Annotated in this window: 11 protein-coding genes and 1 pseudogene; 10 read left to right on the top strand and 2 right to left on the bottom strand. The window is 53.6% G+C overall.

What is annotated here, in order from left to right; all coding sequences use genetic code 11:
* Nucleotides 1-57 precede the first annotated feature (57 nt).
* From ACUN8H_RS08725 to ACUN8H_RS08695, 7 genes and pseudogenes are all read left to right on the top strand, one after another.
* The gene (locus tag ACUN8H_RS08725; RefSeq protein WP_445531749.1) at nucleotides 58-1,128 is read left to right on the top strand and encodes a serine hydrolase; all 1,071 of its coding nucleotides are present in this window, start codon (nucleotides 58-60) and stop codon (nucleotides 1,126-1,128) included.
* Nucleotides 1,129-1,167: 39 nt separating this feature from the next.
* A pseudogene (locus ACUN8H_RS08720) lies at nucleotides 1,168-1,455 on the top strand (peptidylprolyl isomerase); the annotation flags it as partial.
* Between the two features lie 83 nt (nucleotides 1,456-1,538).
* Entirely contained in the window at nucleotides 1,539-2,474 is a 936-nt protein-coding gene (locus ACUN8H_RS08715; RefSeq protein WP_445531748.1) for an ABC transporter ATP-binding protein, read from the top strand.
* Nucleotides 2,471-3,232: an ABC transporter permease gene (locus ACUN8H_RS08710; RefSeq protein ID WP_445531747.1), complete on the top strand. Its 762-nt coding sequence runs from the start codon at nucleotides 2,471-2,473 to the stop codon at nucleotides 3,230-3,232. Before ACUN8H_RS08715 ends, ACUN8H_RS08710 begins: the two co-directional genes overlap by 4 nt.
* Before the next feature lie 47 nt (nucleotides 3,233-3,279).
* Nucleotides 3,280-4,293, top strand: a complete 1,014-nt coding sequence (locus tag ACUN8H_RS08705; RefSeq protein ID WP_445531746.1) for a nucleoid-associated protein — start codon at nucleotides 3,280-3,282, stop codon at nucleotides 4,291-4,293.
* 35 nt (nucleotides 4,294-4,328) lie between these two features.
* Nucleotides 4,329-4,793 carry a tellurite resistance TerB family protein gene (locus ACUN8H_RS08700; protein ID WP_445531745.1) on the top strand — a complete coding sequence of 155 codons (465 nt, stop codon included), beginning with the start codon at nucleotides 4,329-4,331 and terminating at the stop codon, nucleotides 4,791-4,793.
* Nucleotides 4,786-5,379 (top strand): exopolysaccharide biosynthesis protein, encoded by a 594-nt coding sequence (locus ACUN8H_RS08695; RefSeq protein WP_445531744.1) that lies wholly within the window; start codon nucleotides 4,786-4,788, stop codon nucleotides 5,377-5,379. The genes ACUN8H_RS08700 and ACUN8H_RS08695 overlap by 8 nt, the downstream gene beginning before the upstream one ends.
* Before the next feature lie 139 nt (nucleotides 5,380-5,518).
* On the opposite strand, the gene ACUN8H_RS08690 is transcribed toward ACUN8H_RS08695, so the two are convergent.
* The gene (locus ACUN8H_RS08690) at nucleotides 5,519-6,550 is read right to left on the bottom strand and encodes a serine hydrolase domain-containing protein (protein WP_445531743.1); all 1,032 of its coding nucleotides are present in this window, start codon (nucleotides 6,548-6,550) and stop codon (nucleotides 5,519-5,521) included.
* Between the two features lie 384 nt (nucleotides 6,551-6,934).
* Entirely contained in the window at nucleotides 6,935-7,276 is a 342-nt protein-coding gene (locus ACUN8H_RS08685; protein WP_445532175.1) for a hypothetical protein, read from the bottom strand.
* A 474-nt stretch (nucleotides 7,277-7,750) separates the two neighbouring features.
* Here ACUN8H_RS08685 and fliD (ACUN8H_RS08680) point away from each other — a divergent pair, with 474 nt between their 5' ends.
* The 3 genes from fliD (ACUN8H_RS08680) (at nucleotide 7,751) to ACUN8H_RS08670 (ending at nucleotide 11,657) form a co-directional block, all read left to right on the top strand.
* Entirely contained in the window at nucleotides 7,751-9,106 is a 1,356-nt protein-coding gene (gene fliD / locus ACUN8H_RS08680) for a flagellar filament capping protein FliD (protein WP_445531742.1), read from the top strand.
* A 171-nt stretch (nucleotides 9,107-9,277) separates the two neighbouring features.
* Entirely contained in the window at nucleotides 9,278-10,630 is a 1,353-nt protein-coding gene (gene fliD, locus ACUN8H_RS08675; RefSeq protein ID WP_445531741.1) for a flagellar filament capping protein FliD, read from the top strand.
* A gap of 136 nt (nucleotides 10,631-10,766) precedes the next feature.
* On the top strand, nucleotides 10,767-11,657 hold the full coding sequence (locus ACUN8H_RS08670; RefSeq protein WP_445531740.1) for a flagellin N-terminal helical domain-containing protein: 891 nt from the start codon (nucleotides 10,767-10,769) through the stop codon (nucleotides 11,655-11,657).
* Nucleotides 11,658-11,666 lie beyond the last annotated feature (9 nt).

Genomic DNA, 11,666 nt, shown 5'->3' with positions numbered 1-11,666 from the left:
GGAGCTTACGATTTGCGACACTGGATTCAACGCGCTCTTTTGGCTGTAGTGCTGCTGATGACACTACCCGTGCAGGCCCAGAGGTACGAGACGAATTGGTACTATGAAGTCGATAAGCAGAGCGCCTGGCAGGGCGATTTAACTGCACGTTTGCAGGCTATCGAAGGTGTATTTGAAGGTGAGCTCGGCGTTTACGTACAAAACCTTGCCAGTGGTGAAGCATTTTCCTGGCGTGCCGATGCCCCGTGGTATTTAGCCTCACTGATTAAAATACCGGTGGCGGCGCAGGTGCTGGCCGAACGTCAGGCAGGCGCCCTGACGCTGGATGAGCGGCTAACGCTTGCCCAAAGTGACTTTGTCGATGGCGCGGGGCCCACCAATTGGCACGATCCCGGTACGCCTATCTCTATTCGTTACTTGCTGGCGCAGATGATCACCGTCAGCGATAACACTGCCACCGATATGTTGATCGATCGGGTAGGGCTTGAAGCGGTGAATCAGCGCGCGCGTACGATGATCGCGGCAAGCGGTGGCAATCCCGACGATATAGGCCTTATCTCAAAACTGGTCGGCGTCCGCCAAGGTGTTTATGGCGAGCTGCACCCGGATGCTCGGACGCTTGGCGGCATGGATTTTATCGCCCTGCGACAGCATCCGGTAAGCCAGCGCGCCCAGGCGTTAGCCCGCGCGCTAGGCGTTAGCACAGCATCTTTCACTCAGCCCGATTACGATCACGCCTTTGATGCCTATGAAGCCACCGGCGAAAACGTGGGCACCTTACGCGCCTTTGGCGACCTACTGGCTAGCCTGCACGGCGGCATGGAAGACTTAAGCGCCGAGCAGCGACAAACGCTATTAGCGGTGATGCAGGGAACCCGCTCCGGTAAGCGGCGTCTTAAAGCGGGCCTGGGCAGCGGCGTAAGCTTCGCCCATAAAACCGGCACTCAGCAGCGGCGCAGTTGCGATGCCGGTATTGCCGAGCGTGCTGGTGCTGAGACGACCACCCAAGGGCCTTGGGTGATCGTTAGCTGTGCTCGCGGGCCGGCGGCGGTAAGCGCTCATGAACGCGCCTTGGCCAGTGTCGGTGAAGCGCTGCGTTATAGCGGCGCCCTGGGTAAGCCGTGGTAAACTACTGCCCCGAATGATTCTCAGAACCTACTCAGTCAGGAGCAATTTATGACACAAGCCAGCGCCCGCCACATTCTAGTCAGCAGCGAAGAGCAGTGCCTAGCACTCAAGCAAGAGATCGAAAATGGCCGCGACTTTGCTGAAGTCGCCAAAGCGCACTCCAGCTGCCCCTCCAGCCGTCAAGGCGGCGACCTCGGCAGTTTTGGCCCCGGCCAAATGGTGCCTGAGTTCGATAGGGTCGTCTTCAATGACGCGGTTGGCCAAGTGCACGGTCCGGTGAAAACCCAGTTTGGTTATCACCTGCTCGAAGTCACCAGCCGCACTTAACTTTTCTTAACCAAACGCTATTAATTTCGCCTAAAAGGCCGTCAAGCACCGCGGTGGTCAAGCCGCGGTGTGAGGAGTACGCCTTGAACGACTCGATTATTACCATTAACGCCCTGAACAAAACCTACGAGGGTGGCTTTCAGGCGTTAACCCACATTGATTTAACGATACAGCGCGGTGAAATATTTGCGCTGCTAGGCCCCAATGGGGCGGGCAAAACCACCCTAATCAGCGTGGTATGTGGCTTGGTCAATCCGACCGCTGGCCATGTGCTGGTCGATGGGTTCGATAATATTACCCACTACCGCCAAGCCCGCGAGCGCATTGGGCTAGTGCCTCAAGAGCTGACCAACGAAGCATTTGAAACCGTCTGGAACACCGTCAGTTTCAGCCGTGGTCTGTTTGGCAAAGCGCCCAATCCAGCCCATATCGAGAAAGTGCTCAAATCGCTGGCGCTTTGGGATAAGCGCAACAACCGCTTGATGACACTCTCGGGTGGCATGAAGCGCCGTGTGCTAATCGCCAAAGCGCTCTCCCATGAGCCGCGCATTCTGTTTCTGGATGAGCCCACCGCCGGGGTCGACGTTGAGCTGCGTCGCGAGATGTGGGAGGTCGTGCGCCAACTGCGTGACAACGGGGTGACGATCATACTGACCACCCACTACATCGAAGAGGCCGAGGAGATGGCTGATCGTATCGGTGTCATCAATCGCGGTGAACTAGTACTGGTAGAAGAGAAAGCCGCCTTGATGAGTAAGCTGGGAAGCAAGCAGCTCATCCTGAACCTGCACACGCCGCTCGCCGATATTCCGGCTCAGCTTAGCCACTTCGAGCTTAGCTTGGCGGCGGAAGGGTATGAATTGATTTATACCTACGACGGCAGCCAGGAAGAGGACGGCCACGCTATTTCAGCATTTTTAACCGCGCTGGAGCGGGAAGGGATTACGTTCAAGGATTTGAATACCCGGCAAAGCTCGCTTGAAGATATTTTCGTTGATTTGGTTAAGGAGCGAGCATGAACCTGCATCCCGTTCGCGCTATCTATATGGCGGAAATGGCCCGCACGCGCCGTACATTGCTGCAAAGTATTGTCTCGCCGGTGATCTCCACATCGCTTTACTTTGTGGTGTTCGGTGCCGCGATCGGCTCTCGCATCAGCGAAGTGAATGGCGTGAGTTACGGCGCTTTTATCGTGCCGGGGCTGATTATGCTGATGCTGTTAACACAAAGCGTCTCAAACGCCTCCTTCGGCATTTTTTTTCCGAAGTTTTCCGGCAGCATTTATGAGCTGCTTTCAGCGCCTATTTCGCATTTAGAGATCGTCGTTGGCTACGTGGGCGCGGCTGCTTCGAAATCGATCTTGCTCGGGCTGATTATTTTAGCGACCTCAAATTTCTTTGTGCCGCTGGAAATCGCCCACCCGTTTTGGATGCTCTCCTTCCTGGTGCTTACGGCGGTCACTTTTAGCCTGCTCGGTTTTATCATCGGCATATGGGCGGATGGCTTTGATCGGTTGCAACTAGTGCCGCTACTGGTTATCACGCCGCTCACCTTTTTAGGCGGCAGCTTCTACTCCATCGATATGCTGCCGCCGTTTTGGCAAACCGTTACCCTGGCGAATCCGGTGGTTTACCTGGTGAGTGGTTTTCGCTGGAGCTTTTATGGCATTAGCGATGTGAGTCTCGCAGCAAGCGTGGGCATGATTGCGCTGTTCCTGGTCGCCTGCCTTACCACGATTGGCTGGATTTTTCGCACCGGTTACCGCCTTAAACCGTAAGCTCGGTCGCTACTTCTCTCTTTAAACCTGGATGTTAGTCAACTCTTATGCCGCTACTGCAGAGTATTGTGCACCGTCTTGCCCCGACGCTTGATGGTGAACGCCTAACCCTAACCGCCGCCCCCCAATCAGAACCGGCGGCGCCCAGCGACGATCCGGTGATGGCGGGCCTAGTCGGTGTGCTGAACGACACCTACAACACCAAGCCCAAAGGCTGGGGGCGCTTTGCTGACGGGGGCGATCAGGCCGGGCCACTGGCCGTGTGGTTGCGTAATTACCTTGCCGGAGAGCAGAGCTTTGCCGAGCTCTCAATAGCACTGGCCGAACGGCTCGCAAAGCAGCTTCAAGAGCAGTTGTCAGTGAGTGGTTACTTAGTGTTCAGCCACCAGCGCCAGGGCGATACCGAAACCCTTTTCATGGCCTTGGTGCATCAGCGTGAAGGTGTTGGTATCGATCACGCGCACCAAGCGGTGCCCGCGGCCCAGCTCAACACCAGCCAGATCACCCTGGCGGCCCGCATCAACCTGACCCAATGGCAGAGCGATGCGCCAAGTGCGCAGTATGTCTCGTTTTTGAAAGACCGTGGCGGCAAAAAACTCGCTGAAGGCTTGGTGGCCTTATTGGGCATGGAAGAGGGCGTCGATGCCCCGGCCGAAACCCGCACGCTGCTAAAAGCGTTCAGCGACTACGTCGAAAAAGAGGATTACGACGACGAAGTAAGTCGTGAAAAAACTGACACGCTGGTCGATTACGCCAATGAGCAGTTGCGCCGCGGTGAGCCGATGACCCTGGAAGAGCTCTCCGGGCTAGTGAATGAACAGCAGCCTAAAGCGTTCTATGAGCATATCCGCAACTCAGATTACGGGCTCTCGCCGGAGATTCCGCCGGATAAGCGCACCTTGAGCCAGTTTCGTCGCTTTACCGGGCGTGCAGGCGGCGTCTCGATTAGTTTTGACTCCCACCTGCTCGGTTCGAGCATTGAGTACGATGCTGCCCAGGATCGCTTGATTATCAAACAAGTGCCCAAGCAATTAAGAGAGCAGCTTACCAAACAGGACTAAGCTGAGGACAAGCGGCACCGACTCAGGAGACTCTAATGCTGAACGCTATTAACGATTTTTTTCAGCGTACGCTGGCGCAACCCGAACAGCGCGAGAACCAAACGCTGACGCTGGAACTCGCCACTGCCGCGCTGCTGTGTGAAATCGTCCGCGCGGACTACGACACCACCGATGAGGAGCTTGTCGCACTGCGCGCCATGCTAACGGCGCGCTACCGGCTAAGTGAGCGTGATGTTGAAGAGCTCATGACGCTTGCCCAGGCGGAAGTGGATGAAGCCGTCGACCACTATCAGTTCGTTAGTCTGATCAAAGAGCACTATAACTACGAGCAGCGCTGTGAGTTGGTGGCACAAATGTGGCAATTGGCCTGGGCCGACGGCAGTGTCGATTCGCTAGAAGAGCATCGTATTCGCCGTCTGGCGGATTTGCTGTATGTCAGCCATAGCGATTTTATCCGCACCAAACTGCAAATAGAGGAGCGCAATAACCACGATGCATAACCGCAACGAAGACTCGGATTTAATGGACTTAATCGACTCGATCGAGAATATGGAGCAGGACGCTTCGCGAGTCAGCGTTGATGATGTGGTGCATGCCGTGGGGCGGCGTTCGTTTGGGCCACTGCTGCTGCTGGCGGGTTTGATTACCCTCACGCCGATTATTGGCGATATACCCGGCATGCCCACGCTGATGGCCGCCTTGGTACTGCTGGTGTCCGTGCAGCTATTAGCGGGTAGTGAAGCATTTTGGCTACCTAAATGGCTGCTCAAGCGCTCCATTTCACGGCCAAAGTTCGATAAAGGCATTCACTACATGAAAAAGCCCGCCCGCTGGGTGGACGGGCTATTGCGGGTTCGCCTGCCATGGCTGACGGGGTATATCGGGATCCGGGTGACGGCGCTTGTGTGTCTGCTCATCGCACTGGCCATGCCACCCATGGAATTCATTCCCTTTTCAGCCAACGGGGCTGGGCTGGCGCTGACGCTGCTGGGGTTAGGCTTGGTAGCCCGGGATGGCGTGGCGCTGCTGCTAGGGTTTGCGCTGTTTGGCGCTACCTGTGCTTTGATCGCAATGAATTTTTTCTAATAAGAGAATTTCGTCATGTCAGAGGCTTCATCCCCCCACGCCCCTGGACGCCATCTACCTAGCGCTTTCAGTGCTAGCTCTGGCGGCCGCGCTCTATTTGATGAGCCTGGGCCACAAAGACGAGTAAGCGAGCCTGCCTTTACTGGCTAAGCGACTGCGCATTGGCGGATAGCAACCCTTCCACCAGCCCATTCAATCGCTGTTGGAACTGCCCGCCCGGCGAGGGTGGGGTAGGGTCTGAGGTGATCACTATCGTCATTTCACGTTCAGGAATCACGAACAGCGCTTGGCCACCGTAGCCGCGTCCGTAGTAAACGTCTTCATCCGCCAACTGGGTAATAAACCAACCAAAGCCATAACCATCTCCGGTCCAGCGAGAGGTGCCGCGCGGCTGCCACGACGCCTCTACCCAGCCTTCAGGCAGAACGCGCTGCTCATTCCCTGCGTCGTCAATGACTAGCCCATGGTTGCGGTATAGCTCGCCCACCTCAATCAGGGCGCGTGGCGAAAGCTGCATATCATTGCCGCCAAAATAGATGCCTTGCGGGTCGCGTAACCAGGGGCGGATAGTGATATTGAGTGGATCGCCTAGCAAACGTTGGGCGAGTGTGTGGGTGGTCTCGCCGCTAGCGTGGGTGAGCGCGGCGGAAAGCAGATGGCTAGTGCCGGTTGAGTAGAGCATCTGCCCACCCGGCTCATCCACAAACGGGCGCGTCATCGCATCGTTAACCCAGTTGTCGCTGGCCACCCAGGCGCCATAGTTGCTGCCGGAGGTACGCTCAAGCCCCGCTTGCTGGGCAAGCAGGTGGGCCACCGTGATCTCGCTGACCTTTGGGTCGATCCCGCGAGGAAGATGCTCGCCAAACAGCGCCACCATGGGCTGATCGACGGATTCAATAATATCCGCCTCAATCGCTGCGCCAGTGATCGCCGCCAACACGGTTTTTGAGAGCGATTTGATGTTGGCCGGCGAGGCAACGCCCGGCCCACCCTGATGAATCTCGTGAATAATCTCGCCGTCGTAGGCGATGACCACGCTGTGGACGCGGTTTAATGCCGCCGTGTCACTCTCTAGTGACGCCAGCGAAGTAGCACTCGGTGCTGCTGCAGAAGCCGACGCTGCACTTAACATCGCGCAAGCGGTGGATGCCAGCAGTAGAAGTGATCGCATAGAAGTACCTCTCTGCGTGAATGGTAACCGAGCTTGGCGGTTTAGCGCGGGCGTTGGTATGAGTTCGAAAGTAGCCAGCGTGGAAGGTTCCGCCAACGTGGTTAGATGTGATTAGGCAAAATATGGGCAGGGCTGCTACTCTAGGGGTGTTACTTCAAAGCTAAACAACTCTTTGATTTTCCCTGAAACGCAATAAGCAAGGAGCGCCCTATGCGTAATATCATCTACATTATCGGCCTAATCGTGGTTGTGCTGTTCATTCTTTCGATGCTCGGCCTGCGCTAACGTCTGAGAAGCAATACCAGCGTTAAGCCAAAAAAAACCGCCTACAAGCATAATGCTGTAGGCGGTTTTTTATGGGCAGGATAATTAAAACGTATAGGCTCAAGCGCAATCAGCAGCACCTTGGCCAAACATATCGAACATCATCTCACGGCCCATGCCAGTCAATACAAAGCGACCGTACTCATTAAAGGTGGCGGCTTCGCTGGCTTCCAGCACTTGCTGGCAGGTTGCCCAAGTAGGCGCCGCGGTGCTCAGCGCGACAAGCTCACGGCGGGCTAAGCCGCGCTGGGGTAAGGTAATGGTTTCGAGCACATGGCCATGGTCGTAAAGCAGTTCAGCGGCAATCGACAGGCACTGGCGAAGGCTACGCTGAACATTGGCCGCAGTCGTAAGCCCAAGATTCGGCTGGGCAGGGCGTTCGCTAGTCAGCTCGGAAGGCATGATCTCTGGAGGCATCGCGTGTTCTCCTGCAATTAGCACCAAGTTGGGCTTGTTGCAGCGCATTATAGACCAAGATCGATATTAGACCAAGGTCTATCGCGGGTCGCTCATGCTTTTTGACTGGACGGCTAATCCTGATAGGGTGCTCTTTGGCAAGCACTGCTTGTGCATTAGGCTTACCGACTGTGTTTATTTGTAGCTTCTATTAATAAGAACGGATAAAAACTTTTCCGTTAGCTATTAATGGCATGATTTAACTTGATTGTTTAATTGTGTAAGGGCCGCTATATTGCAAACTGTTAATTAGTGTAAATTATTTAGTACGAGAAAAAATGTCTAATACTTAAGTTGTAATTCACTTGTCCGTCGTTTTAAGGTAACTATATTAAGTATTAGTGTCACGCATTGCTCGTCATAGACGGGAATGTGGAGCAGTGAGCGTAGCAAAACGTATTCAACAAAGGCATTGATTTTATGGCTTCCATTTCATCACTCGGTATAGGTTCTGGGCTGGATCTGAATGGTTTGCTGAATCAGTTGCAAGATGCTGAGCGCAGTAAACTCACGCCCATAGCACAACAAATCCAGTCTGCAGAAACGCAAATATCAGCCTATGGAAAACTGCAAAGTGCGCTTGAACAATTTCAGGGCTCTGCTCAAGCGCTCAATGATGGCTCTTCATTTGAAAGCCTGACGACTAATGTCGAGGGTAGTGCTGTTGGTGCTGTCAGTACCGATGAGGCTCAGCCAGGCCAGTATGAAGTGCAGGTTGAGCGTTTGGCGACGGCAAGTACTTTAGTGACGGAGCGTCTTGAAACGGCAGTTGAGAGCATCGTGACGGGGGAGCAGTCACTTAACTTTACGCTTGCTGATGGCGCATTAAATACTATTACCATTGCTGATGGCAGTTCACTGGAAAATATACGTGATGCTATCAATGAACAGAGCGATGGTAACTTAAGCGCCTCGATTATCAACGATGGTGAAGGGTATCGGCTCTCTATCAATGCGGCTGATACCGGCGCAGACGCAAGTATACAGAGCACCAATTTTGCAGACATTTTAGCCGCTGGCGTAGAAACCTCCGATGTGCAGGTAATTCAAGCGGGCCAGGATGCGGCGTTTAACGTCAATGGAATCGATATCGTTAGTGCCACCAATCAAGTGGAAGGTGCTATTCAGGGCGTTACCTTAAACTTATCTGAAGCGGGCGCGGCGAGTACGGTAACTGTCGAGCAGGATAACGAGGCGATGCGCGAGAAGGTCACGGCATTTGTTGACGACTTCAACACGCTTAAAGAGACCCTTACCAGTTTGACTGCTTTTGACCCTGAAACGGGCCAGGCGGCGGGGCTTAACGCAGATGCGACGACCCGCGCTGTCGAGATGACTCTTCGTCAAACCATCAGTAGCACTGTCGGGGGAGAGGGTTTTAACGCGCTATCCGATATAGGTATCTCACTGCAAGTGGATGGCACGCTTGCCATTGATGAAAACCAGTTGGATAACATCATTGCTACTCAGCCGGATCAGCTCGCTAATTTTTTCGCCGGGAACAGTGAAGAGGGCGGCATGGCAGGCCAAATGGTCTCGGCAATTGAGAGTCTTGTTGGAGCGGGGGGACGTCTCGAAAGCGCAGTTAGCTCATCAGAAAGTCGCGTTGCTTCCCTAGGAGACCGTTTTGCCACGACTGAAAGCCGTATTGAACAAACCGTAGAGCGTTATCGCACGCAGTTTCAAGCAATGGACGGTATGGTGGCACAAATGAATCAAACCAGCGCCTATCTTACCCAGCAGTTCGCAGTGCTGGGCCAGCAAAACCAAGGCTAAATCGATCAATACTCCCGATTGATGGCATGCCCCAAGCCCAGCACTCTGTGCTGGGCTTTTTTTTGCAATGGCTTAGAACAGCTTTAATAAACACCACCGCTAAAGTTTATTCGCCCGTAGCCGATAAATAACCTAGACGCGTATCTCTACTACTTTTAAGGAATGAACCAAATGGCCTCAATTACCGCACTGGGTGTAGGTTCTGGATTGGATCTTGCTGGTTTGGTGGATCAGCTTAAAGCGGCCGAACGCCAAAAGCTTGTCCCTCTTTTAGAGCAGCAGAGTGCGCAGAAAACCAAAATTTCTGCCTATGGGCGCCTTGAATCAGCAATGGATCGGGTGCAAACCTCTATTGCCAAGCTGAATGATCCCTCTTCTTTCATGCAGCAAAAAAGCACGGTAACCGGCGACGGCGTGTTGGCCACTGCAGGCGAAACCGCTAATGCGGGGCGTTATGAAATTACCGTTACGCAGCTGGCTCGCGCGGGCAGCGCTGCTTCTAATAGCGTGGCGCTCGATCAAGAGCTAACCGGAACGGATACGGCACTGACGCTTAACTTTGGTGCTGGCACAACACAAACAAGCTATGACGTCACTATTGCCGCAGGCAGTACCCTTGCTGACGTCCGCGACCAGATCAATGCGGATAAAGAAGCAGGTGTCACGGCTTCCCTTGTTAACGACGGCACGGGGTACCGCTTAGCGCTGACTTCCAAAGAGACGGGAGAGGACGCTTCGCTTACCGGTTTCTCTGGACTAGCGTCACTAACCATGGACGCGGCCACGGTGCGTGCAGGCCAGGATGCTGAATTAAATGTTAATGGCATCGCCATTACCAGTAAAACCAATCGCGTTGAAGAGGCTATTCAGGGCGTTACGCTTGATCTTACAGAGGCCTCTGCAAACCCTGTCACCCTAGTTATTGAGCGTGATGAAGCGTCACTGCGAGAGGCGATTGATTCGTTTGTCAGTAATTACAACGAAATGAAATCTACCGTTGAGCGTATGACCGCATACAACGGTGAAGGCGAGACCTCCGGCGAGTTGGTGGGTGATCGCACCGTTCGCACTATTGAAGATCGTCTGCGCCGAGATATCACCGATAACCTTGGTACAGGTGATATTTCACGGCTTTCTCAGCTGGGTATTGCCATTGATGAGCGCGGCCGTTTAAAAGTCGATGAAACTAAGTTGGATGAGGCAGTCGCCAATAATCCTGAAGGGCTATCCGCCTTTTTTGCGGGTGAAACGGAAGAGGGTGGTTTCGCAGGGCGGTTAAGTGCAACGCTTGAGGCGATCACTGCAGAGGACGGCATTATTCAAAGTTCGGTCAATAGCGCCGAGCAGCGGGTTGATAGCCTGGATCAGCGCAAACTTCGTATGGAGGCGAGTATTGAGCGGAGTACTGAACGCTACCGTAAGCAGTTTGCTGGGCTAGATGGCCTGATTGCGCAAATGAACTCTATGAGCAGCTACCTCTCTCAGCAATTCGATATGCTGGGTTCTATGCAGAAGAGTAACTAATTTATTTACAGTATTTTTTAGAAAAAAGAGCGTTTTTATCTAAAGAACTTGGTGGGCCTGCCGTTAATTATAATAACGGCAACGCAAGTGCCGCAAAACAGGCCACCAGGCCAGTTACATTTCGAGGAGCACTCATATGTCTGTAATCAACACTAACATTACTGCCCTGATCGGCCAGAATAACCTGTCTAAGTCTCAAGGCATGCTGGCTCAGGCGCAAGAACGTTTGTCTTCTGGTCTGCGTATTAACAGCGCCTCTGACGATGCGGCTGGCCAAGCGATTGCCAACAAAATGTCGGCACAAATTAAAGGCATGGACCAGGCTAGCCGTAACGCCAGCGACGGTATCTCTCTAGTACAGACTATGGAAGGCGGCCTTGACCAAGTAAATGACAACCTTCAGCGCATTCGTGAGCTAGCGGTACAGGGTGCCAACGATACCAACACCAAAGACGACCGTGCCGCTATTACTACCGAGATTAACGAGCGTTTGGCAGAAATCGACCGGGTCGCTAGTAGCAATAACTTCAATGGTACTAACCTGCTGAGCAGCGGTGGAACCACTTTGAATATCCAGGTTGGCTCCAACACCTCAACCAATGACGTTATTGAAGTTGATACTATTAATGCCACTGTTACTGGTCTCGGTCTTGAAACAACATCGACTGTGTCTGGTAGCACAGCGGCGGCCGTAGGTGCTGATAGTAAGTTTGTGGTTGCAGATGTATCAGGCGGCGCTACACATCAGGAATTCCAGAACCTGATCAACTCCGTAGATGACGCAACTAAAACGTTGGATACCAATCGCGCAACTCTTGGTGCGACTCTGAACCGCTTTGATTCGGTAATCGACAACCTATCGACAACCTCTACGAATCTTTCTGAGGCCCGTTCGCGCATCGAAGATGCCGATTACGCGGTGGAAGTGTCCAATATGACGCGTGCTAATATTCTCCAGCAGGCCGGTACTTCCATGCTGGCACAGGCTAACCAAACGCCGCAGTCTGTACTCTCTCTGCTGGGCTAATATCTCGGT

This window comes from Vreelandella sp. V005, assembly GCF_052645115.1.
The sequence above is the reverse complement of the archived record's forward strand: the minus strand, read 5'-3'. Positions and strand labels throughout refer to the sequence as shown.

Coding starts and splice junctions, on each gene's coding strand:
- ACUN8H_RS08695 (WP_445531744.1), top strand. CDS start 4,786: ATGCATAACCGCAACGAAGACTCGGATTTAATGGACTTAATCGACTCG.
- ACUN8H_RS08705 (WP_445531746.1), top strand. CDS start 3,280: ATGCCGCTACTGCAGAGTATTGTGCACCGTCTTGCCCCGACGCTTGAT.
- fliD (WP_445531742.1), top strand. CDS start 7,751: ATGGCTTCCATTTCATCACTCGGTATAGGTTCTGGGCTGGATCTGAAT.
- ACUN8H_RS08690 (WP_445531743.1), bottom strand. CDS start 6,550: ATGCGATCACTTCTACTGCTGGCATCCACCGCTTGCGCGATGTTAAGT.
- ACUN8H_RS08710 (WP_445531747.1), top strand. CDS start 2,471: ATGAACCTGCATCCCGTTCGCGCTATCTATATGGCGGAAATGGCCCGC.
- fliD (WP_445531741.1), top strand. CDS start 9,278: ATGGCCTCAATTACCGCACTGGGTGTAGGTTCTGGATTGGATCTTGCT.
- ACUN8H_RS08685 (WP_445532175.1), bottom strand. CDS start 7,276: ATGCCTTCCGAGCTGACTAGCGAACGCCCTGCCCAGCCGAATCTTGGG.
- ACUN8H_RS08670 (WP_445531740.1), top strand. CDS start 10,767: ATGTCTGTAATCAACACTAACATTACTGCCCTGATCGGCCAGAATAAC.
- ACUN8H_RS08725 (WP_445531749.1), top strand. CDS start 58: ATGACACTACCCGTGCAGGCCCAGAGGTACGAGACGAATTGGTACTAT.
- ACUN8H_RS08700 (WP_445531745.1), top strand. CDS start 4,329: ATGCTGAACGCTATTAACGATTTTTTTCAGCGTACGCTGGCGCAACCC.